18 protein-coding genes are annotated in these 23064 nt (G+C 60.9%); 6 read left to right on the top strand and 12 right to left on the bottom strand.

All coding sequences use genetic code 11. From position 1 onward, the window contains the following. The first annotated feature begins 117 nt into the window (after positions 1 to 117). From VFI82_13375 to VFI82_13365, 3 genes are all read left to right on the top strand, one after another. The gene (locus tag VFI82_13375; GenBank protein HET7185675.1) at positions 118 to 387 is read left to right on the top strand and encodes a glutaredoxin family protein; all 270 of its coding nucleotides are present in this window, start codon (positions 118 to 120) and stop codon (positions 385 to 387) included. Positions 388 to 496: 109 nt separating this feature from the next. Then, entirely contained in the window at positions 497 to 1531 is a 1035-nt protein-coding gene (locus VFI82_13370; protein HET7185674.1) for a serine protease, read from the top strand. A gap of 431 nt (positions 1532 to 1962) precedes the next feature. After that, positions 1963 to 3012: a hypothetical protein gene (locus VFI82_13365; protein HET7185673.1), complete on the top strand. Its 1050-nt coding sequence runs from the start codon at positions 1963 to 1965 to the stop codon at positions 3010 to 3012. Between the two features lie 88 nt (positions 3013 to 3100). Here VFI82_13365 and VFI82_13360 read toward each other — a convergent pair whose 3' ends face one another. Beyond that, positions 3101 to 3334 (bottom strand): hypothetical protein, encoded by a 234-nt coding sequence (locus VFI82_13360; protein HET7185672.1) that lies wholly within the window; start codon positions 3332 to 3334, stop codon positions 3101 to 3103. Positions 3335 to 3789: 455 nt separating this feature from the next. On the opposite strand from VFI82_13360, the gene VFI82_13355 reads away from it, so the two are divergent. Together VFI82_13355 and VFI82_13350 are read left to right on the top strand one after the other, a co-directional pair. Further along, entirely contained in the window at positions 3790 to 7254 is a 3465-nt protein-coding gene (locus VFI82_13355; protein HET7185671.1) for a protein kinase, read from the top strand. Continuing rightward, positions 7226 to 8323 carry a hypothetical protein gene (locus tag VFI82_13350; protein HET7185670.1) on the top strand — a complete coding sequence of 366 codons (1098 nt, stop codon included), beginning with the start codon at positions 7226 to 7228 and terminating at the stop codon, positions 8321 to 8323. The genes VFI82_13355 and VFI82_13350 overlap by 29 nt, the downstream gene beginning before the upstream one ends. 66 nt (positions 8324 to 8389) lie before the next feature. Here the strand turns inward: VFI82_13350 and VFI82_13345 are convergent, their stop codons facing one another. From VFI82_13345 to VFI82_13300, 10 genes are all read right to left on the bottom strand, one after another. Next, complete coding sequence (locus VFI82_13345) at positions 8390 to 8578, bottom strand: hypothetical protein (GenBank protein HET7185669.1); 189 nt, start codon at positions 8576 to 8578, stop codon at positions 8390 to 8392. A gap of 170 nt (positions 8579 to 8748) precedes the next feature. After that, entirely contained in the window at positions 8749 to 11193 is a 2445-nt protein-coding gene (locus tag VFI82_13340) for an ATP-dependent Clp protease ATP-binding subunit (GenBank protein ID HET7185668.1), read from the bottom strand. Between the two features lie 118 nt (positions 11194 to 11311). Further along, positions 11312 to 12019 carry an ABC transporter ATP-binding protein gene (locus VFI82_13335; GenBank protein HET7185667.1) on the bottom strand — a complete coding sequence of 236 codons (708 nt, stop codon included), beginning with the start codon at positions 12017 to 12019 and terminating at the stop codon, positions 11312 to 11314. 273 nt (positions 12020 to 12292) lie between these two features. Then, positions 12293 to 13636, bottom strand: a complete 1344-nt coding sequence (locus VFI82_13330; GenBank protein HET7185666.1) for an FtsX-like permease family protein — start codon at positions 13634 to 13636, stop codon at positions 12293 to 12295. A gap of 203 nt (positions 13637 to 13839) precedes the next feature. Continuing rightward, positions 13840 to 14328: a hypothetical protein gene (locus VFI82_13325; protein ID HET7185665.1), complete on the bottom strand. Its 489-nt coding sequence runs from the start codon at positions 14326 to 14328 to the stop codon at positions 13840 to 13842. Between the two features lie 98 nt (positions 14329 to 14426). Then, positions 14427 to 14999, bottom strand: coding sequence for an isoprenylcysteine carboxylmethyltransferase family protein (locus VFI82_13320; GenBank protein ID HET7185664.1), 573 nt, complete (start codon positions 14997 to 14999; stop codon positions 14427 to 14429). Between the two features lie 96 nt (positions 15000 to 15095). After that, positions 15096 to 17423, bottom strand: coding sequence for a hypothetical protein (locus VFI82_13315; GenBank protein ID HET7185663.1), 2328 nt, complete (start codon positions 17421 to 17423; stop codon positions 15096 to 15098). 211 nt (positions 17424 to 17634) lie between these two features. Continuing rightward, on the bottom strand, positions 17635 to 18045 hold the full coding sequence (locus tag VFI82_13310) for a hypothetical protein (protein HET7185662.1): 411 nt from the start codon (positions 18043 to 18045) through the stop codon (positions 17635 to 17637). A 27-nt stretch (positions 18046 to 18072) separates the two neighbouring features. Then, entirely contained in the window at positions 18073 to 18927 is an 855-nt protein-coding gene (locus VFI82_13305) for a Crp/Fnr family transcriptional regulator (protein ID HET7185661.1), read from the bottom strand. Between the two features lie 328 nt (positions 18928 to 19255). Next, the gene (locus tag VFI82_13300; protein HET7185660.1) at positions 19256 to 21061 is read right to left on the bottom strand and encodes a SpoIVB peptidase S55 domain-containing protein; all 1806 of its coding nucleotides are present in this window, start codon (positions 21059 to 21061) and stop codon (positions 19256 to 19258) included. A gap of 308 nt (positions 21062 to 21369) precedes the next feature. Between VFI82_13300 and VFI82_13295 the strand changes: the two genes are divergently transcribed. Continuing rightward, a complete protein-coding gene (locus VFI82_13295; GenBank protein ID HET7185659.1) occupies positions 21370 to 22506 on the top strand; it encodes a VWA domain-containing protein in 1137 nt (378 codons plus the stop codon). 53 nt (positions 22507 to 22559) lie between these two features. On the opposite strand, the gene VFI82_13290 is transcribed toward VFI82_13295, so the two are convergent. Continuing rightward, on the bottom strand, positions 22560 to 23036 hold the full coding sequence (locus tag VFI82_13290) for a hypothetical protein (protein HET7185658.1): 477 nt from the start codon (positions 23034 to 23036) through the stop codon (positions 22560 to 22562). Positions 23037 to 23064: the final 28 nt, after the last annotated feature.

Genomic DNA, 23064 nt, shown 5'->3' with positions numbered 1-23064 from the left:
CTTAAGTACTCAGGCACTCGATCCTGATTCACGCATCCAATCCTGCTCTGGATCATCTACTCAGTAATAGCGGGCTGGCCCGCGCAAACTGCACATTCTGAGGTCTTGCAGAGCTACATGGAACTGATCGTGTATTCCTCCAACTGGTGTCCTGACTGCCACATTGCCAAACGATTTCTCGCCAAACACAACATTCCTTACAAAGAAATCGACATCGAGGAAACGCCCGGCGCGGCGCAGGAGATCGTAGCCCAGACGGGCAAGCGCGGTATCCCGCAGTTTGTGATTGACGGTGTCTGGGTCCAGCCTTACCGTCCCGGCGAGGGTTTCCTGTATGACGAAATGAGCAGGTTGCTTGGCGTAGACGACCTCGCCGCCAACGACTGAGCCCGCACGGCCCGGAGTTGCCCGCCTTCCTCGTCCCCGATCAGGCATCCCTGATTCCAGCCGAGAAGTCCAATCTAGCAGCCCCGGTGAACCAGCCGGGCACAGCTCGGTGAAAGCTCGAACCAAGCTCGCGGCCACGGCGCACGCTTTCCTATGCGGAGCGCTGCTGGCGCTGATTCTCGCAGCCCTCGTTGCGATCTCGCGTATTCCCGCCACAACCCGGCAGAACGCCCGCATGACAGAAATGGTGACGCGGCTGACGGCGCAGGTCAGCCGGCTGTCGCAGGAGCAAGCGATGCCCAGCGTGGTGGTAGCGCGGCATCGCGACTCCATCTGCTACGTCTACGCACTTTACTCGCTGACACCGGGCGGACGGGGACGCCGATTTTATCGGCCGGTGCGCACCCGCGTCTCCGGCACCGGCTTCGTGGTCGCCGATGGGCTTATTGCTACCAATCGCCATGTGGTCGAGCCATGGTTTGAAGACGAGGAAGACCAGACGCAGATTCGCCTCGGCGCGGTGCCCAAGATCGAAAAACTGATGGCCTTTTTCCCTGGCCACTCGAACCCGGTGGAACTCACGGATGTGACGGTGTCGCGAGGACACGACCTGGCGGTGGCGCGCTTCTCGTCGCCTCCAGAAGAATCCATTCCGCGGCCGGTACCGTTGGCCGCCAACGCCGCGGTGCCCGGCGATGCGGTGGTCGTGGTCGGCTATCCGATGGGCGTGACGGCGATGCTGGCAAAGTCGCCGCGCAAGGTTTACAAGCGGCTGGCATATTCGCGCGAGACGATTGAGATCGCGCGCGACCTGGCGCAACACTATCTGATTCGTCCGTCGGCGACCTACGGCCATCTCGGCGACGTGGTCGAGGACAAGCTCATCTACGACGCGCCCACAGCGCAGGGCGGCAGTGGCGGGCCGGTGTTTAATTCCGACGGCCAGGTAATCGGCGTGAACGCCGCCTACATTGACGGCTTCGCCGGGGGAACACTCGGCATCTCCGTCGAAGCGCTGAAGCCGCTGATCGCGGAGGCCCAGAAGCCACGCCTGAAAACCAAGCCGGCACGAGCGGAAGTAGCGAGCGACGAGTCTTCGGCCACGGAGTTCAGCGTTCCGGCAGTCTCCGACAACTTGCGCTAGCATTTGGATTTTTATGTTCGAGGCCGGTCCCAGCCCCTAGGTCGAGGCAACCCGTTGTCGGGTTTGCCGAAATACCAGATCGCTTCTTGATAGGTCTAGGGCTGCTTGGGCTGGATATTCAGCGCAGTAATTTCCTCACCATTACGAGAATAGCGAGAAGGCACATAGCCGCGATCAGAAGCCAGAATTCCCGATTTGATAACCGGAGGTCTGAACGTTGTTTGCGCCCCATGGAACAGAGTATAGCCATCTGGACATGATTTGTTAAACCTTGACCGGCAAAGACTTAGCAGGGGGGTCAAGAGGTACCCGCGGATCGAAGACCGTGCCACAAAGTCGCGGCTCAACAAACTGTAATGCAAGTCATATCGCAGGGTGACGAGACCGAGCTTCGTAGACGGGTAAGCCGCGCTTCGCTACACTCGGGTGCCATGATCTTAGTCTTGATCGTGCTCCTCTTCGCCGGGCTGGGAGCCGCATACGGACAATGGGAGATGCAGGAGTCGCATACCACGGCGAACCTGCGCGGAATTCACGCGGTGGACCGGGAGGTCGCGTGGGCGAGCGGCAGCGAGGGCACCGTCTTGCGCACGCAAGATGGCGGCTCGCATTGGCAGAGGTGCGCAACTCCGGCGGGCGGGGATCAGCTCGACTTTCGCGGCGTGTGGGCATGGGATTCCAGGACCGCAGTCGTCCTGTCAGCCGGGCCGGGGGAGCAGTCGCGACTGTACAAGACGAGCGATGGCTGCGCCCAGTGGACCGAAGAGTTAAGAAACAACGACAAAGACGGTTTCTGGGACGCAGTCGTGTTTGCGTCGCGTGACCACCGCATGTGGGGAGGGGGCAACACCGGGGTATTGATCGGCGATCCATTGCGTGGTCATTTCGACACGCGCGTCATGGTCCCTGGGCAAGGATGGACCGTGGACGATGCTTCCTGCGCTGCGCGCGAGGGCGAGGCAGCTTTCGCGGCCAGCAATTCTTCGCTCTTTGTGTTCGGGTCGCGCCGTTACGTGGTTGTGACGGGCGGCAAGGGTGGGCCGCGAGCCCTGCTATCGCCCCTGCTGGCTTATGGAGTTTCTTCCAAGCCGTGCGCGGAAGCGGCGATTCCGCTGGCAAGCGGGAGCGATTCGGCAGGCGCGTTCTCGATCTGGTTTCGTGATCTCAAGCGTGGCATTGTGCTGGGAGGCGACTACAAGAAACCCGGCGAATCCTCGGGCACGGCAGCATGGACGTCCGACGGCGGGCGCCATTGGACCGCGGCTGCCAAACCACCACACGGCTACCGTTCGGCCGTAGGGTGGTACGCGAAGAAACACACGTGGATCGCCGCTGGGACCAATGGCAGCGACGTCTCCCGCGATGACGGGAAAAGCTGGCAGCCGCTGGATGAGGGCGACTGGAATGCGGTGTCGCTGCCTTACGTGGTCGGACCGAAGGGACGGATTGGCAAGTTGAGGGCGGGTGCGATCACGCCGTAGGCGGCGCTTGGCATTAGTGAAAACCCCAACCGCAGGCGACGCCGCGGGCACCGGGAAACAAAAAGGCAAGGCTTCGGTTCGAACGCTGCTATTTGCTGGCGGCGGCTTTGCCCGACTGCAGATGCAGTTTCAGGAATTTTACTTTTTCTTCGACGGTTCCTTCGCCTTCGACGATGGCATCCAGCCAGACTGCGATGACGTGCTTGGCGTCTTGTCCAGCTTGTGGACCAGCATCCTTGGAACGCTCGTAGGTGACCACAAGCTTTTGCAGGTAGCCGGTTTCGGCGGCCACGGTGGGATCTATTTTTAACTCGCCTGCCATGAGTACATCTCCATGCTCATTGTCCCGCGGGCGATATCGACACGCTAGTAACTTTGGTGTTGCGCCGGCCAGCACCATCCGTCCCAATTAGAAACAAACATTGCCCGACGCCGGAGCTTGATGCTCCAGGGTTCTGCAAGTAGGGGTACGTTTTCCGAGCCCGAACCGGGTGCAGCGGAGCAGTGGTGGAGAGGCCAGCAGACGCGGGTTTCGTGGTATCCTGAGCACCTTTATCGCGATCGAAAGAGTCGCGAATCGCCAGCGAATGTGCGCCAATTTGTGAGCTGAGGTGAGGGCGAGGGCACGGGATCCCACGCCTTTCGAAGCCATTGGAACCGCGTTTCGTGATGTCGAATCATGAAGCTCGGGCGGCTCCGGCCCCAAAAAGGCTATAGTCACCGGCGTTTCATTGCTGGGCGGGGACAGCATTCGCGGCCGCACACGGGCCAGCCTTCATGGGATCGACAAAAGTCAAAACGATCTCGAAGTACCACGTCCTGGATGTCCTGGGGAAGGGCGGCATGGGCGTGGTGTACAAGGCCACCGATCCGGCGATCGGCCGGCTGGTGGCCATCAAAATGATCACCGGCGGCTTGTACGATGACGCCGAATTCCTGAAGCGCTTCTACCGCGAGGCGCAGTCCACCGGCAAATTGCAGCACCCCAATATCGTGATCGTGCACGACCTCGGGGACGAGGACGGCGCACCCTTCCTGGTGATGGAGTATCTGGAAGGAGAAAGCGTGCAGTCGATCATCAACGAGCGGCGTCCGCTGCCGTTGCTGGACAAGCTCAATTACATCACGCAGGCGTGCGACGGGTTGCATTACGCGCACCAGCGCAACATCGTGCATCGCGACATCAAGCCGGCCAACCTGATGGTGCTGAAGGACGGCGTGGTGAAGATCGTGGATTTTGGGGTGGCGCGAATCGGCAATGAGAGCGTGACGCGCACTGGCCAGGTGATCGGGACAATCCAGTACATGTCGCCGGAGCAGATCAACGGCAACCCGGTGGATTGCCGGACCGACATCTTTTCCCTGGGGGTGGTGCTGTACGAACTGCTGACCTACTCGCTGCCGTTCCAGGGCCGGGACACGGGATCGACGCTGCTGAAGATCATCAACGAGCCGCCGCCGACGCTCGACCACAGCCTGGCCACCTATCCGCTGGAGCTGGACGCGATCCTGCAGCGGGCATTGGCGAAAACGCGCGAGGAGCGCTATGCGACGGCGGAGGATTTCGCTTTCGACTTGGGGCAGGTGCAGGACCAGCTGAAGCGGCAGATGATCTCCGAGTACCTGCAGGCGGCGGAAGGCCTGATCGCGCGCTCCGAGCTGAACAAGGCGAAGGACCAGGTATTCCAAATCCTGAAGGTGGACCGGCAAAACCGCCGCGGCAACGAACTGCTGAAGCAAATCCAGTCGCTGATGCATGACCAGCAGCGCAGCGAGCGGCTTCGGGAACTGCGCACGGGCGCCGAGGAAGCGATGGGTGCAAAGCAATTCGATCGCGCCCTGGAATGCCTGGAACAGGCTATCGGCTTGGATTCACAAAGCGCGGAACTGCAAACCTTGCGCGACGCCGCGCGCCAGGCGAAGCAACAAGTGGAGAAGGTCCAGGATGCGCTGCGGCGCGCTGAATCGGCGCATTGTTCCGGCGAACTGGATGAAGCGCTGGCGGCGGTCGAGGAAGCGCTGCAGATCGAGCCGGACAGCTCGGAAGCGCACGCTCTGCGCGGAGTGATCGCGCGGGAAATCGTGACCCGGAGCCGGCAATCCGAAATCAATGTGCTGTTGACCGAGGCGCAACGCCAGATTTCGTCGCGACGCTTCACCACCGCAATCGACGCGCTGAAGAAGGCGCAGGCGCTGGATCCCTCGGCGCCGGCGGTCAAAGAACTGATGGCGCTGGCAGCGTCCGGGCAGGAGCAGGAGCTCAAGCGCAAGGAGATCGAGAAGTTGAGCGCGGAGATCCAGGAGCACCTGAACCGCGACGACTATCGGGGCGCCTGCGAAAAGGCCGATGAAGCGGTGGCGCGTTTTCCCCACGACAACGGACTTTTGAAATTGCACACGCTGGCGGAGCGGCAGAAACAGGCGGGGGAGAAACGGCAGTTCGTCGAAGAACACGTTTCGCGGGCGCGCAAGCTGCTGGAGAGCGGACAGACCGGGCAGGCGCTGGAAATCCTGGAGACAGCTTGCCAACGGTACCCGAGCGAGCCGGCGCTGCTGTCGCTGGTGACGGTGGTGCGCGAGAACCTGGACCAAGAGAGGGTCGAATCGCGCAAGCAGGAGTTCGTGCAGAGAGCGAAAGAGGCGCTGCGCCGCAAGCGTTACGACCAGGCGGTGGAGATCCTGGAGGCGGCAAGCGCGGAGCTGAATGCGCCGGCCGAGATCGAAGACCTGTTGCAGTTCGTCCGGGAAGAAGCGGCGACGCAAACCAAGCGCCAGGTGTTGGACGTAGCCGCGCAGGAAGCGCACCGGCTGGTGACGGCCGAGCAGTACGAGGACGCCATCGCGTTTTTGCAGGGCGTGCTGAAGGAGGTCGCGGACGAAGAACTGGACATCCTGCTGGCGGACGCGCAGCGGCAATTGAGCGAATTTCATCGTCGAGTGAAGGATGCGGTCGCGACCGCCGAGCGCCTGATGCAAACCGAACGCTACGTGGAAGCGGTTCGCTACTTGGAGTCGCAGGCGGCGACGTGCGGGAAGTCACCGGAGTTTCAAGCCGTGGTGGAACGGGCGCGACACGAGCAGGAGCGCATGCTAGCGGTTGCCGCCGCGGTGCGCAGCGCGCGCGCAGCGCTGTCGGCGGAGAACCTGGACGATGCGGCGGCGGCGGTCGAAGAATGCAAGAAAACGTTTGGCGATCATGCCGAGCTGAAGCAGGTAGCGGAGGAAGTGGCTTCACGGCGGCGCGAGGCGGCCAACAGCGTGGTATCGAAGGCGGTGGCCGACGCCCGCATGCTGCTGCTGGCGCGTTCCTACCAGGCAGCGCTGGAAACCCTGGACGCGGTGGAAGCTTCGGTGAAGTTGGCGCCGAAAAATGTCCGCTCGCGATATGAGAATCTGCGCGGCGAGGCGGAGCGGGGAGCGCGCCGCGAGAAGAAACAGGCCAAGCGTCAGGCGGAAATATCCATGGCGTCGACCGCTACCAGCCTGCCGCAGGACGCGGAGACACGGCAATCGTGGATGAACAAGGTTTCCACTTTCGGACCGGATGCGCCTACGGCGATGGGCTCGGGCGCATCCGATGCGGTGACGGAGATGGGCATGGGCGCCGAACCGGCGCCACCCGTTGCGGTCACAAATTCCGCCGCTGCACCTGCGAGCTCAGCCGCCGCTGCCTCCGCCGCAGCGGGTTCGGGTGTCGTCGAGCCTGGGCCGAAGGTGGGCGAGGGGCGCGACCAGATACCCACGGGTCAGACACCCGTGCCACACACGGCGGGCGCGACCGTGCCACAACCGGGCGAGATTGTGCCACCCATGCCGGGCGAAACCGGCACCAAACCCACCGGCCAGAAACCTGCGCCACATCTAAAACCAGCAAGCAAGAACACGATCTGGATTATTTGGGCAGCGGCGGCGGCTTTGCTGCTGGTTCTGGCGGTGGCAGGGCTGCGCCATCGCACGCCCGCAACGCCAGCCGCGACGGCTCCGGTCGAAGGATACATCGAAGTGGTGCTGCAGCCTTGGGGAACGGTAAAGAGCCTGCAAGGAGCCGACGGCAAGGTCACCAACATCGGGGAATTCACCCCATTCGTGGTGTCGGCGCCGGCGGGCGAGTATTCGCTCACGGTAGTTGGACCGAACGGTGAGGAGCAGACGGACCATGTATCCGTGACTGCGAAACAGCGAGTGCAATACCAGCACACGTTTGAGGTGGTCGATGGCGCGAAAATCGTCAGCTCTTATTAGTTGCGCGTTGCTGCTCGGACTCGGCCTGGCGGCAGAACAGCCGGCCCATGCCGCCAACAAGAAGAAAGAGTTGGCGAAGCAAGCCGCAGCGGCGGAGCAGAACGGCGATCTCGACCAGGCGGGAGCCCTGTACTGCGAACTCCTGCAAGTGGACAAGAAGAACAAGACGGCGAAAGCCAAGTGCGACGAGTACACCCAGCGCAACCAAGCGCTGGACGCAAAGGACACGCAGGCAATGGCTGCGGGGAAGTCGGCCCTGGCGGAGCATCGTTTTCAGGACGCCATTGCGGCCTTCAAGAGCGTGACCTCGAAGCGGTACAAGGACGAGGCGTCGCGCTATCTGTCGAAAGACATTCCGGAGGCGCAGAAGGCATTTGCTGCCGAACAGGCGCAGCGCCAGCAGCGCCAGCAGCGCGAGGAAGAAGCTCACAACGCAGACCGGCTGAAGCAGGGAACGGAAGCCTACCAGCAGAACGATTTCGACGGCGCAAAGGCGCTCTTGTTGCGAGTTACCGGGCCGAATGCAGCCGAGGCGAAACGCCTGCTGCAAAACATCGACCAGTACACCGCCGGGTTTAACGAAGGCTTCAAACTGGAGAAGGCGGGCAAGACGAAGCAGGCGGCGGAACGCTATCGCCAGATCCTGAAGATCAAGGCGGACGGGCCGTGGGAAGTCGGGAAGAAGCTGGCTCACTTGCAGCAGGAGGCGAAAGCGGCCGCTGCGGCTGCCGCGCAACCGGCTGCGGGCGGGCAAGCCGGGCTGTCCGCCGAAGACAGCGCGCTGGCGGATGCGATCTCGGGGTACTACCGGGGCGAATACCAGCAGTCGGGAAGCAAACTGGCGAGCTATGCCGGCGACGGCCCGAAGAAAGCCTTGGCGCTGTTTTACCTGGGCGCGTGCGAGCTGTCGCAGTACTTCCTGGCCACCCCGGCCAACTCTCCGAAGGAGCTTTACGAGCGCGCAGTGGAACATTTCCGGGCAGCGCGCAAGGCGGCGCCGTCGTTTGCGCCTCCGGTGCAGTACATTTCACCGCGAGTGTTGAAGATTTATATCGAAGCCGGATCCTAGCCCGGTGGCGAGGCAGTTGCGGAGGATGGCCACGACTCTCGCCCATAGGAGAGCCTTCTCGAGCCGCTACTCGGAGCCGAGTAGGCCGACGTTCTCCACCACGATACGGGTGGCTCGCCTGATTTCCTGGTTGACATCGCCGCCAGCGGCCGACTTGGGGGCCCGCTCGCCGGTGATCGCCGAACTGGCTGCGAGGGTAAAGCGGAGGGCGTCGGCGGGTGATTCAAAATAGACGATGACCTGCTTGGATGCCATGGGAGATCCCTCACTCTTAGTCAGAATTCTACTTCGGTTCGGTGGGCAGGAGGACGGTACTCTCTTGATGCTGAGGTACTGAGGCTGCCGCCAATGGCCGAAGAAAGGGAATGCCAAAAAGCCACCCGTAGTGGGTGGCGATTTGGTTTCGTCAAGAACCCGGATAACCGCTAGTTGCTGTACAGCAGCACGCCGTCCTGCTTCTCTTCGCCGACGGGGCGGTAGAAGAGCTTGTCGCCCTCGAGATAAACCTCGAGGAAAGCTGGCCGGACATTGATTGCGCCCTGGATAAGGGCTTCGCTGAGCGGGTCCTCGATGTACTTCTGGAGGGCCCGGCGGAGCGGACGCGCGCCGTAGCTGCGGTCGACCAGCGTCTTGTCGAGGATCCACTTGCGGGCTTCCTCGGTGACGGTCACGGTGATGGACTTCTGCGCCAGGTTCTGGTTGAGCTGGTTGACCATGAGCTCCACGATCGCGATCAGGTCCTGCTCGCTCAACGCGCTGAACAGGATGACCTCGTCCAAGCGGTTGAGGAACTCAGGGTTAAACGTGCGCTTGACCTCATTCCTGACCATGTCCTCGACGTTCTTGGACACGGCATCTTCGCCCTGGGCCTCGAAGCCAAGTCCCTTGCGCTTCTGCAGGTGGCGGGCCCCGATATTGGAGGTCATGATGATGATCGTGTTCTTGAAGTCCACGGTGTTGCCGAGGCCATCGGTCAACTGCCCGTCCTCAAAGACCTGCAGGAGGATGTTGAAGACATCCGGGTGGGCCTTTTCGATTTCGTCGAGCAGCACCACGGAGTAAGGGGCGCGCTTGACGCGCTCGGTCAACTGGCCGCCCTCTTCGTAGCCGACGTATCCCGGAGGCGAACCGATCAGCTTGCTGACCGAGTGCTTCTCCATGAACTCTGACATGTCGAAGCGGACCAGGGACTTCTCGCTTCCGAACATGAACTGCGCCAGGGTGCGGGCAACTTCCGTCTTGCCCACGCCGGTAGGCCCGAGGAACAGGAACGAGCCGATAGGGCGGTTGGGAGACTTCAGGCCGGCACGGCTGCGGCGGATGGCGCGGGCGAGGGCGGAAATGGCCTTCTCCTGCGAGATGACGCGCTTGTGCAGCTCGTCCTCGATGCGCAGCAGCTTCTGCGATTCTTCTTCTTTGATGGAAGTAATCGGAACGCCGGTCCAGCGGGATACGACGTCCTCGATGTCCTCGCGTCCGACGACCCCGGTGGAGGACTCATCGAGATGGTATTTTTCGCGCAGGGCGCGCAGGTTCTCGCGTTCCTTGCGCTCCTCGTCCGAGTAGAAGCGCGCCTTCTCAAACTCATGGTTGGCGATGGCGTTCTCCATGCGATGGACGATGAACTTGATGCGCTTCTGCACCTCGGTAATCTCGTCGGGAAGCGAGGTCTGGCGCAACTTGACGCGGGCGCCTGCTTCGTCGATCAGATCGATGGCCTTATCGGGCAGGAAGCGGTCGGGAATATAACGGTTGGAATGGGACACGGCGAAGCCCACAGCCTCGTCGGTATAGCTGACCGCGTGGAACTTTTCGTAACGATCCTTAATGCCGTTAAGAATCTTGACCGCGTCGTCCTCGTTCGGAGGCGGAACCTTGACCGACTGGAAGCGGCGCTCGAGGGAGCGGTCCTTCTCGATGGACTTGCGGTACTCGCCGGGGGTGGTGGCGCCGATGCACTGGATCTCGCCACGCGACAGCGCCGGCTTCAGGATGTTGGCGGCGTCGAGAGAACCTTCGGCCGAGCCCGCGCCGACCAGGGTGTGCAGCTCGTCGATGAAGATGATGGCGTTCTGCGACTCCATCAGCTCCTTCATGATGGTCTTGAGGCGCTCCTCGAACTGGCCGCGATACTTGGTGCCGGCAACGATCAGAGAAAGATCAAGGGCGAGAATTCTCTTGTCCGAGAGGAACGAGGGAACTTCACCGTCGGCGATGCGCTGCGCCAGCCCTTCGACGATGGCGGTCTTGCCGACGCCGGGCTCGCCGATCAGGACAGGATTGTTCTTGGTGCGGCGGCAGAGAATCTGGACAACCCGCTCCAGTTCCTGCTCGCGCCCGACTAGCGGATCGAGCTGGTTGTCCATGGCGGCCTGGGTCAGGTCGCGGGAGAACTCGCTCAGCAACGAGGATTCGCGGTTCCGCGCGGGCGCGGCTTTTTCCTGGGTGCTGCGCGCCAGTTCCTCGCGGATGGTAGAGAGGCGGAGGCCGCGTTCATGCAGAATTTCAGCGGCAAAACATTTTTCTTCGCGCAACAGGCCGAGCAGCAAGTGCTCGGTGCCGATGTGCTTGTGCGACAAGCGCTCGGCTTCTTCAGCGGCGTAGGCGAGCACGCGCTTGCATTCGTTCGACAGCGGCAGGTCCACCGACGTCGAAACTTTCTCGCGGATGGTAGTGTGGCCTTCAATCTGTTTCCGGATGGACTCGACCGAGGCGTGCGAGCGCAGGAAACGATTGGTCAGGGCCTTATCTTCGCGCAGAAGGCCCAGCAACAAGTGCTCGGTCTCGATGTACGGAGAACCGAACTGGCTGGCCTCATAGCGTGCGAAGAAGATCACGCGCCGGGCTTTTTCTGTGTACCGTTCAAACATTGGTTATCTCCGCAAGACCTGAGCCTGTTAAACCATCCATCCATCCACCTCTGCGGGCCGCCCGGTTAGACGTAGAACCCGAAAAGAGAGACTCGTGCTCTAGGCACAGTAGCAATCGTCATTCCATCGGCAATGAGCCGGGAGAAACCTCCTGTAACCGCCCCGCCTCGAGCCGCATGACACGGCTGCAACGGCGCGCAAAGGCGAGGTTATGAGTGGCGATAAGGGAAGTTAACTGATAGTCGCGATGTAACCTGGCGATCAAGTCAAAAACCGCCTCAGCAGTCCGTTTATCCAGATCGCCGGTAGGCTCGTCTGCCAAAAGCAATTGCGGCCTCGTCACCAAAGCGCGGGCAAGAGCAACGCGCTGCTGCTCTCCCCCGGAAAGCTCGCCTGAACGATGGTGAGCGCGATCTTCCAATCCCACTTCGCGCAACCACCGAGCAGCTTCCGTTTCCGCCTGCGCCCGGGCCAGGCCCCGCACCATCAAGGGCATAGCCACGTTCTCTGCCGCGGTGAATTCCGGCAGCAAGTAATGGAACTGCCAGACAAAACCAATCTCGCGGTTGCGAAAATCGGCTGCCGCTTCATCGTCCAGCGCTTGCAGCTTTACTTGGGCGCAGTATACGTCACCATCGGAAGCGCTATCAAGCGCTCCTAGGATGTGTAACAAGGTGCTCTTGCCGGCGCCCGACTGTCCCACGACAGCCACCATTTCCCCGGTGTGCACCCGGAAAGACAAATTGTCAAAGAGCACGAGGCTCGAACTGCCGGAACGAAAAACCTTCTTGAGGTTATCGACCCGCAGGAGCTCGATCTTATCCATTGGATGCAGGCGCTTTCCCTCGCGGTGCAACAATCCCGGTTGACCAGATTCCAAAACCCACATCCCGCCTACGTTTTACCATCATGCCACAGGCTGCAAGGCTGGAGTTGGCGAGAGACCGGTCACCAGAGCACGATGACCCCGGATATGGATGATGGAACATGCATCGAAGTGCGGAAAAGTTCATTGGAAGTGGTAAAGATTTTCCCAATTCAGGATTCTGGAACAAAGACACAATCGAGTGCGACGTCCGCCCGGATGTTAGCTAGAGGGTTACTCGTAGCGCAAGGCTTCGGCCGGCAGGATGCGGGAAGCTGACCAGGAGGGATAGATGGTGGCGATGAAGGAAACGCCAATGGCGACGATCGCAACCCAGGCGCCATCGATCAGACGCGGCGCGAAGGGGACGTAGTCAATGGAATAAACCTCCGGAGAAAGCGAGATCCAATGGTAGTGCCCGCCGGCCCAGGAGAGCGAGTATCCGACGATCAGGCCGAGCACGGTGCCGACAATTCCGATGAGCACGCCCTGGGCAATGAAGACGCGGCGCACCTGGCGTTTCCTGGCGCCCATGGACATAAGCACAGCGATGTCGCGAGTCTTCTCCATCACCATCATGATGAGCGAAATCAGGATGTTGAGCGCAGCCACAAAAACGATCAGGCCGATGGTGATGAAAGTGACGACGCGTTCCAGTCGAAGTGCGCGAAACAGGGCGCGGTTCTGCTCCATCCAGTTGGTGGCCATGAAGCCGGGTCCGGCAGCGTGCTGAAGTTCGTTGCCGACCTCGGCGGCGCGGTAGATGTCGCCAATCTTGAATTCAATGACTGAGATGAGGTCGCCGAGGCCGAAGAGTTGCTGCGCGTCGGCGAGGCGGATGAAGGCCCAGGAGCTGTCGTAGTCGAAAAAGCCGGAGTTAAAGATTCCGGCAACCTTGAAACGGGCGTACTTGGGAACGAGTCCGAAAGGCGTGAGTTCGCCTTGCGGGCTGATGACCATGACTACGGACCCGACGGTGGCGCCAAGGTCGTCGGCCATATCTTTGCCGAGGATAAGCGGAGGGAGAGAGCGGATTTTCGCGAGTGCGTCCGGCATGGTCTCGCGGTTCTTAAGCTCCTGATCAGTAGTTCCCAAGTCCTGAGCTGTCCTGCCATCATCGACAGGCCCGATGTGCCCCGGACCTGTTCCGTTCGGTTCCAGCACCGCGGCTGAGCCCACGGTCACGTTCTTCAACATGTCGCTGACCTTGCGCTCGTACTCCGGCAGGATGCCTTTCAGGATGGCACCCTTGGCTCGGGCGCCGCGGGAGATGAGCACCTGCTCATAAATGGCGGGCGAGGCGGCCTGCACTTGCGGCTCTTTCTGCAATCGCGAGAGCAGCGGTTGCCAGTTGCGGATGCCGTCGCTCTCGACCCGGAGCAGTTGCACGTGTGCGGTGGATCCGAGGAGCCGGTTCTGCAAGTCCTGGCGAAAACCGTTATTGATGGCGAGGGCGATGATCAGCGAAGCGACGCCGGCTGTGACACCCACGATGGAGATGCCGGTAATGATTCCGATAACGGCCTGGCGGCGCTTGGCGCGCAAGTAGCGAGTCGCGATGAAGAGTTCGAAGGACATGCGGAACAGTAATCAGCGATCGTTATTCAGTGCTCAGTGGTCAGCACAGTAGCAATGGTAACAGGGGCTGAGGGAGCCAGGGCCAGGGGCCAGCGCTTAGGATCGGAGGTCTATAGTCAGCAATTTCAAGGTCAAACTCATGAACGCGAAACTTCGAAATGGAACTTTGAAACCTTGAAACCTCCGAGCTTCCCGACTCCCGATTACTTTCGGGTCCTGAAATCCCCGCTGCATTCATCGACGGCGGTTCCGTCGGCCGCACCTTTGATCTTGCAGCTGCCGTTGCCTACGTAGCCTTTCAGCTTGCCGGTGCTGCCGGTCACCTCGTAGTAATCGTCGCCTGATTCGAACGCATTGTTCTTCAGCGTGCCGTTGCCGTGGTGCTCGTAGAATAGCTGGTCACCGTTGCTGTAAGTCTCCACGTACATGCCGTGCCACTCGACACGATTGCCCTTGGTCTCTGAAAAAATAGTGTCGGCGCCGGATTTAGTCTGCAGCCCGGCCAGCGTTCCCGGCTTGGTGTAAGTACAGGTGGTGTGGGAAAGACCGTAGATGTGCCCGGGCGTGTCGCCGGCGGGGATGGAGTGCTCCTGGTCAGCCTTGGCGCAGTGGACTGTGATGGTCACCTTTTGCGATTGCGCGGCCACGACCAGCAGCAGGACGGTAAAGATAGCCCACGAGGTTCGCTTCATGTAGCCTCCGTTGCGCGGGCAATGATTCTCCGTCGAAAGCTTCCAGGTTTCAAGGTTGCGAAGAAAGTTTCGAAGTTCGAGCTTCAACAAGCCGCGATTCACAGCCGCGGCAGGATGGCGGGGACGCGCTGCTTATAGTCGCGGTAGGGCTGCCCGAAGCGTGATTCCAGTTCCCTTTCTTCAGAGGTGATCATGACCGCGCCGGTCACGACGGCAAAGATGGCGAGGGCGTAGAGCACGAGCAGCCCGGTCCCGAGCGTCCAGCCGAGCAGTTCGCATAAATGCCCGAGGTAGTAAGGGTGGCGCACTCGGCCGCGGATGCCCGAGGTGTTCAACCGCTGCTCGTGGCGATGCGGTTCCAGCTCAGAGCGGCCTAGAACCTGGTCCGCAGAAAAATCGCAGCGCGCCCGCGTGTACACAAATAGTCCAGTCAAAATGAGCGCCGCGGCCGGAATCCAGGTCCAGGGCAGGCGGTAGAGCGCGATGGTCCGCCACGGCCAGGTAATGATCGCGGCGACGAGCCACAACAACAGCCACAGGGGGCCAACCCGGCTGAGGCGAACCCGCCGCGCGCGCCAGAAATGGATGTTCGGATGCACCAGCAGCCAGTAAGAAGGAATGGTCGCGTAGACGATGGCAATGAGCCAGGCGACGCTGTAGAGCGTGTGCATCTGACGTTCGATTCGCTTGCAGAAGTGCCGATTCACAGAACTGCCGAATTGACGAATTCAGTTCCGCAATTCTGCAGTTCGGCAATTCCGCAGTAATTACCGTCCTCGGACCACGAACTTCGCCGAGCCCATGTTGTCGAAGCGATCGTAGACGCGCACCACGATGACGTGTTCCTGCGGCGGGCCTGCCGGCGCGGCCCCGTCTCCGCCTCCAGCGACGCGACGATTGTTCTTGGTCCGCGAAGGCGCAGGCGGCGTGGCGTCGGCAGTCTTCACCTGCTCTCCGGGAAGCGCGGCAAAGTAATCGTAATTTTCGACGCGAGAGTCGGAGAGCCGGCCGACCGGCTCGACGTACTGCCAATCGCCGGCATCGATCGAGTACTCGGCGCGCTTGATGTTGGAAAAGCCGTCGATGGCGCGGAAGGTGACATGCAACGCATTGTTATCGAAGGCGACGTTCAGATTCACTACCTGCGGCGGGGTGGTGTCGATCTCAAAACGCTGGCCTTCTTTGGCTGAGGTCAGGGCCTCATCGGGGGAATGGGAAGGGGCATCGGAGGCGACGACGCGGATGGTGTAGCCGCCGTCGGGTAGCAGCGAAGCGTCGAAAGAGTAAACCTTTTCCGTGATGTTGTCCTTGAGCAGCTTCCACTGGGTCTCGTTATCGCCGCGGTAGTAGACGGAGTAGACGAGGTCGTCGTCGTTGTCGTCATGGGCGGTCCAGCGCACGGCAACCGATTCACGGTCGCGGACCGCGGAAGGAGAAGACTCGAAACGCTGCGCGGGGCTGCTGCCGACGGTGACGCTCTCCATGGCAGGTTTGGGAGTTGACTGAAATCGAGCGCCGGTTTGAACGTAGACGTCGTCAATCACCGGCGCCACATTCTTGGGCAGGTAATTGATGAGCACGCTGCTGATGTCGGGGTTGGTGCGCCCGGGATGAAGCACCGCCTTCCACTGCACGAAACGCGCCGGCGGCACATCGAGCTGGCCCCCGCGGGCAAGGTCAATCTTCTGCCAGGGACTCCAGTTGCGGTCGGGATTGTCGACGTTGCCGCTGCGAGCATAGACATCGAAGGCGCCGCGTCCGCGCACCTCGGCGCGTCCCCAGCGGGAGAAATTGCGCCCATCGAAGACGTCGCTTTCGTAGGTGCCGTCGGAATCTGGCGCCACGCCCAGGGTGAAAATCTTTCCCAAATTGCTGGTCGCGGCATAAATGCCGCCATTAGGGGCCTGCGCGAGGGCAGTCACCTGCGTCGCGCTGGCCTTCACCAGGTCGGTGAAGCTGCCCGCTTCGGTGATGATGTACATGCGGCCCTTGTTGCCGGTGCCGGCGAGCAACTGCCCGCGCTGGTCGAAAACGAGTGAATATACAACGTCATCGCGCGAGCTCCAGATGCGGCGCGGAGAGCCGTCAGGAGCAATCTGGTAGACCTCGGAGCCGCCGGTGGCACCCAACGCAGGAAACGGAATGTTCACCGGCATGGGTGGCGACGACTGTGTCGTACCCATGGCGGATCCGGTGGTCACCGAAATGACCGGAGAGGGGGCGGGCTGCAGCTGCGCCCCTGGGCCGGGGGCGGTAACGCCGCGCTTTTCGCCGACGCCGGCGGCGTAGATGTTGCCGGCTTTGTCGATGGCAAGCGCGGTGATCTCTTTTTTCGGCGCGCTATAAAGGACGAAAGCCTCGCCCGCAGGCGAGATGCGGTAGACCAGGCCGCTCCCATCGGAACCGGCAATCAGGTTGCCCTTGGGATCGAAATCAAGAACGCGGATATGGGCTTCATCGCTTTTGAAGAACAGCGAGTGCTCGCCGCTCTTTTCCACGCGGAAGATCTGTCCCTGGTCGCCGGTAGCCACGTAGATGCGTCCCTTGGAATCCTGGGCGATGTCCCAGATGTACTTGGTTTTGGGATCGAAAAAAACGGAAGAAGAATAGCTGGGATCGACGGCAGTCTTGGCCACCGCAGGCTGACCGGGCCCGGCGCCGGCCTCCGGCTTTGTCTTGGGCGCGGGCGCGGTGTTGTGCACGATCTTATAAACCTTGCCGTCGGGCGAGGTGGCAGCGTAAATGGCGCCGCTGGGATCGATCACGAGCGACTGCACCTGCAGTTCCTGGGGCTGGAAAATAATGTCGGCATCCCCGGCCGGCGTGACCTTGTAAACTCGCGCGGGCGCGCCCGCGGCGGCATACATGTTGCCCTGCGCATCTCCGGCAATAGCCCAGATATAGGTGGAAGGGGTGGTGTAAACCGGCTTCAAAGAGGGCGCCAACTCCAGGCCGCCATCGCTGCGAATGGCGATACCCTTGGCCGTACCTTTTTCCAGTTCATCGTATTTGCTCTGTTCCCAGGTGCGAGTGCCTTCGGCAAAAACCAGGATGGAAAGAATGAGCAGAGAGACGGGCAAAAACAGCTTTCGCATCAGAAATCCTAAGCGGGAATTAAGAACAGCGTAACACAGGAAGGCAGGGGCAGGGGGAGCGGGCGAAATTGGAATTGGAGATGAAATTCCAAATTCCGGGCCACCAATTTCACATTTCAAGTTTCAAACCTTAAATTCTTGAAAACTTACCTGGCGCCAGAAAAAATAAAAGCCCTCGCCGTGGCGCGGGGGCTTAGGAAACGAGACTGTCCTAGGCGTCGAAGACGGGCAATTTTTCGTCCTCTTCGAAGCCGGAGGTCTTGAGCACGACCTCGACGGCATCGAGCACGGCCAAAAGCGACTCGCGGTCGGTCTGCAGGCCGCTGCTGAGGCAAGCGCGGTCGAGATTGAATTCGCGAAGAATGGAAGCGCGGTCGACGGCGTTAAGCTCGGGCGGAGGTTCGGGAATGCCGAGATCGGGCATCATCCAGGAACCAACCAGCGCATGGAGGTGCTCGGTGCAGCAAACATGGCAGATGCCGGGCTGCTCGGCGAGCTTTTCATCCCAGCTGAGGATGTCGATATCGCAGGCGCGGGGCCGGTCGCTGACCAGCAGCCAGCGGCTGTGATCCAGTTCCTGCATTCCGCAGACTTCGCATTTGTAACTTTGGACCCGGCTCATTGGAGCCTCCTAGGCCACGCCTGAGTATTAGACGGTCACGCAGGCGACCTGTTTGTCTCTAGAAACCCGAATCGGCGAATTTTGTCGCTCCCTTGGTTCCCTGCCCGGATGTCCCAACTGACGGTGATCTTCCATTTCCACCGGGGCGCCGCGTCCGGCGATGGCTTGTAACGCCGCCGGCGCGAGCAGCACCAGCGTTGCACCGCGGACCTCGATGAGCTTCTGCTTCTTGAATCGAGCCATCGCACGCGTCACTGTCTCACGCGTGGTTCCGATCATCTGCGCAATCTCCTCATGGGTCAACGTGAGTTTGACGCCGCGCGTCCCATTGGTAACGTTACCGTCGAGTTGATCTTCACTCCAACCGATGAGCAGGCTGGCCAGTCTCCAATCGGCAGAGCGGGACAAGCCGACCCAGCGCAATTCACGGCAAGCATTGTTGTACTGGCGGCTGATCTGGGTGGCGGCGCGCAGGCAGGCTTCCGCGTCGTCGCGAATGAAGCGGAGGAAGTCGTCGATGCGAACAAAGTTGACCTGACAGGGGCTCAGCGTCTCGACGGTGCATTCGTAGGGTTTGCCGGTAACGCAAGAACTGAGGCCGAGGACCTCGCCGGGACCGGCAATCTTCAAAATAAGGGTTCGGCCGTCCTGGGAAACCACGGAGAGCTTCGCCTGCCCGCGGCAGATCATGTACACACCGCGCGGTGTCTGCCCTTCCACGAACAACACGGCATTCTGCGGGTAGGAGGTGACAAAGGAGATCGCTTCCAGCTTTTTCAGCGTCGGCGCCGGCAACTGACAGAAAAAGCCGGCGGAGTGGGCGCCGCAGTGGTCACAGGACTCGCTCGGTTGCAGGTTGTAGGGCGTTCGGTAGGTAGACATTGCCATCCTTTCTGGGAGGCTTGTAGCTTGTCAAAACCACCAGGACCGGAATTGCACAGAGCAGAAAAGCACGACGATAGCCAAAGATCACAAAAGTGGGTGACAACCCACCCAGTGCTTATGAATCAGTGACTTAGGGGGGCAAGCCGCTTCTGGGCGTGCGCGACATCACTTAATTTTGTGAGCGGAAGCTCACAGCGGGCGTTGCCATCCGGGTGAAATGGCGCAGGGGTGAGGAGCCCTAGTGGTTAGTGGCGGGCGGAGTTAAGCAACCCAACCGGGAAAAAGCAGCCCGGGTGGGAACACGAGTAAGTCCTGACTCGGCTACTTATTTCACGTTCACGGTGATGATCTGCGCGCCAGAAACGACGTAATCCAGCGGGGTGGACGACTCGTTGACCGAGGACTCTCCGACCACCACCATGTCCTGAGTGCCGCGCATGCTTTCCATGACGTTCATCACCGAGATGGGCATGGTCGGCATCACCTTATCTTCGACCATGGCCTGAGGATTGGCTTCCAGTAGCGAGACATAGAGGCGGTCGTTGGCGTGCTCCTTGTTGAGCAGAGCGATGGTGGAGGCCAGGTCCATGCGGCGGCCGAAGCTGCCTCCCATATTGCGCATGCGATCCAGCGTGTTGCCGTCGCTGATCAGAATGCGCAGCGTCCCGTTAGGAGTGGAAGTCGGAATCTTCACCGGCACCTGGCGGACGATACGCTCGCCGCGATAAGGGCGAAGCACGGATTCCACCACGATCTCGTCCCCAGGACGCGCTTCGGTGACGTCGGTGCGGGCGCTCTCGAGCTGCGCGGAGCGGCGCTCGTGCACGATGTCAAAATCGAGTTCGACACCTTTGACCTTCGCCTTGTCGTAGGGGTTCTGGTAGATCCGCCCGAAACGATCGCCGAGGGAAAGCGCCGCTTGCAAGGCGGTGGGCTGGTTCCCATCCGAGGGCGCAAACATGTTCTGCAGATGGACCTGGGAATAGCCGTTGACGCTGATGTTGCCGTTCATGCGGTAGGTAACATCTTCGCCGCCGTCGTTGACGCCCTGCAGCGCGCTGTAGACAGTGGCCATGATGGCGACCGGCGTCAGTTTGCTGTTGTTGAGAACTTCATAGTGGAATTGCTTGGGCTTGTTGGTGCCGTGAATGCTGAGGGTGACCGGGATCATCTCCGGCTCTTTATTAAAGCGGCCGAGGATGCCAGTGTGGCGGTCCTGCACAAAGGCGCCGACAGATTCGGTGGTATTGATGATCTTGAAAGCGTTCATCGGCGAGGGCAGGGTAGCGAGCACGCGCGCCTTCGTCATCGGCAGGTCGACCACGCCGAACTGCAGCAGGGGATGGCCGCAAGCCAGCAGGCGCTGTGGGTCCATGTAGGTGACGGTGCAGGTAGCGGCGATGTTCAAATCACCGCGCACCAGGATGGCGCTGACGGCGGAGCCGGCTTCCAGCGGTTCCGGCTGTTTTTCATCGGAAACCGAACCGGCGCCCATGACGGGAACAATCCCGGCGGAGGCAAATTGCGGCGCGAAGCGGCTGATCGCGTCCTGGGTGAAGCCGCTGAAGACGAGCGGGGTCTCGATCGGCTGCAGCAGGTTCGCGAAGCCCTGCAAGCCTTTCGCCACACCCGGGCCGTTGGTGCGAGTAGTGGATGCCGTGCCCGCGGTTTCCGATTGGGCATCGGGAGCCGGAGTCTGGTCGAGAGCGTTGATCTCCAGCATCTCCTCGATCGGCGTGACCCCGGCGATCGGTTCCTTGGCGAATTCGCCGATGCGAAATGCGATGGCGCCCACCAGCTTGTTATCGATATAGACCGGGCTGCCGCTCATGCCGGCCACCACCCCGGTGTACTCGACTTTCTTGCCTTGAAGGCGGACAAGAATAATGTCGCCGCGCGGGCCGTTGGAATTGCGCATGACGCCGAGGACTTCGACATCCATCGGTTCGGGGGTGACGCCCTCGAAGACGGTGTAGGCAACACCATGCATGCCGGTTTGCACTTGTGACAACGGCAGAATCGGCGTGGCCGGTTGGGAGGCGGCGGCGGGCGGCTCGGCGCACACAGCAGCAATCGAAATCAACCAGAGGAAGAACAAAGAGAGGAGCCGCGAGCAACCAGGGTTTTTCATACCACCTGCTAAGACCACTGACGCCATCCATCCCGGCGCGCTAAAAATAAAACCGTGACGCACGCTGGGCCCCCGGACTTCCGCAGTCTTTGGATATTTCCGCAAACCCGCCTGGGAGGCGAGAGTTGCGGGCCGCTCCCCTGCGTTTGAGGGGGAGAACAAAATCAACGCGCAGTGAAAAAGCGGAATAGCGCATCTATACTACTGCAGAGATACTCCGAAGGGAATTCCCTATGTGGTGCCAGAAGTACCCTAATTCCGTGCGCGGGAGGACTAGCCCGCGCGGCCTAGTCCTGGCGATTATGCTGATGTTGCTAGCCGGAGCGGCGAGTTTTGCGCAGCAAGCGCCGCCGCAGCCGCCGCCTCCCGGCAAGCCCACGCAATCAACACCGGCGGAAGCCGGCGGCCCGGAAGGCGACATCGGGCCGATGGCGATTCCGAAGAAGGCGGAAGAGCCACCCCAGCCCAAGCCGCAACCAGGCCCGAAGAAGGTCGAGGGAATGCCCGACTACTCGATCAAGGTGGACACCACCTTGGTGCAGGTGCCGGTGTTGGTGACGACCAAGGATGGGCAGTTCATTCCGGGGTTGAAGGAAGGCAACTTCCGTGTCCTTGAAGACGGAGTGCCCCAGCGGATCACAAAGTTCGAGGTCTCGAAGGCGCCGATCACGGCGGTGCTGCTGGTCGAATTCGCCGCCCGTTACTACCGCTTCGTTTACGACGCGCTCAACGCGTCATGGATGTTCGCCCAGACCCTGAAGCCGGAAGACTGGATCGCGGTAGTGTCCTTCGACATGAAGCCGCAGATCGTTGCCGACTTCACCCAGGACAAGCGCCAGGTGCTTGCCGCGATCAACAGCTTGCGCATTCCCGGGTTCAGCGAAACCAACGTTTTTGACGCGCTCTACGACACGCTTGACCGGGTGGATGGAATCGAGGGCCGCAAGTACGTGGTGCTGATCGCCAGCGGCTGCGATACGTTCAGCAGGATGACTTACGACAAGGTGCTGAAGAAAGTGAAGGACACGCCCAACGTCAGCATCTTCACGATCAGCACCGGCGAGGCATTGCGCATGTGGGCCGAGCAGTACGGCGGGGGAGGCCCCGGCATCATGCCGTGCAACGTGACCTCCAGCATCGATTTCTTGCAGGCGGACAACCAGATGCAGACGTTCGCGAAGATGACGGGGGGACGCTGGTTCAAGCCGCGCTTCGAAGGCGAGTTGCCGGAAATTTTCCGCGACATCGCGCAGAATATCCGCAACCAGTACGTGCTGGCCTATCACCCCACAAACCCGAAATTGGATGGCAGCTATCGCAAGCTGAAGGTGGAGGTGGTAGCGCCCGATGGAGGGCAGTTCCACGTCCGCGATCAGAAAGGTAAGGACTTGAAGTTCCAGGTCATCGCGCGCGAAGGGTACACGGCGAAGCACACGGTGGAGTGAGACAAGGGCACGGACTAGAAGCTGGAAGTCCGGCTGGTGTAGAAGGACAGGAACTACAGTTTGGGAAGGATTTCCCGCAATGCCCACTGGATGCGGTTGACACTCTCCTTCACCGCATTGAGCTGCTGCTGGTCGGCATTGGAATAAGCCGACAGTGAAATTACCTGCAGCGCGTTGCGCACGTGGTGATTCATCTCCGCAATAATTTCTAGGCGATGCCGGAGAAGGTTGCGCCGGTCGCGCTCGTATTGCAGGAGGCGGAACACGAGAACGCCGGCGATGACGGCTGCCAGGCTGTCGGACACGCTGATGGCGATGTTGCGAGATTCCTTTTCGTGGATCACGAACCAGTCCAGCCCCGCCCCGACCATGAACACCAGGAGCGCCGCCAGGAGTCCGGCAAGCAACATCGTGGTCCAGCTGGAAAACAGGAAAGACCGCCGAGGAGCGGCGGGCCGCAACTCATCGGGAAGCCTGGGAAAACCTGGAATGGCTCGCGGCTGGTTCGGGGTAGGAGATGCGGTACTCATGGTCGGCAGATTCCATTGTACAAAATAA

This window comes from Terriglobales bacterium, from assembly GCA_035691485.1.
Classification (GTDB): domain Bacteria; phylum Acidobacteriota; class Terriglobia; order Terriglobales; family Acidobacteriaceae; genus JAIQGF01.
The sequence above is the reverse complement of the archived record's forward strand: the minus strand, read 5'-3'. Positions and strand labels throughout refer to the sequence as shown.